The sequence below is a fragment of the Psychromonas aquatilis genome (assembly GCF_038155185.1).
Taxonomy (GTDB): domain Bacteria; phylum Pseudomonadota; class Gammaproteobacteria; order Enterobacterales; family Psychromonadaceae; genus Psychromonas; species Psychromonas aquatilis.
The window spans coordinates 1-218 of record NZ_JBAKAZ010000358.1 but is presented as its reverse complement, the minus strand read 5'-3'; the positions used below and the strand labels follow the sequence as shown (position 1 = coordinate 218).

Here is a 218-nt window from a genome sequence, read left to right as displayed (position 1 = left end):
CTAATGCAGCAGCACTGTATGTGGCATTACTGCCATCATTTGTTTCGTTCTCATCTAACCATTCAGTGGCTAATGCAAAACCAGATAACTCAGTCTCTGATCTTGCGCTATCGTATTCCCAAGCCCATGCCTGTGTATCAAAACCAGGAAAGTAAAGAAGGTAACCTAGATCATCTTCATCTCCGTCATCACATTCGTTATAACAACGATCGAATAGC

General features: G+C 42.2%; 1 pseudogene. It reads right to left on the bottom strand.

Annotated features, from left to right (window positions below):
- A pseudogene (locus V6256_RS15815) lies at positions 1–218 on the bottom strand (DUF3466 family protein); the annotation flags it as partial.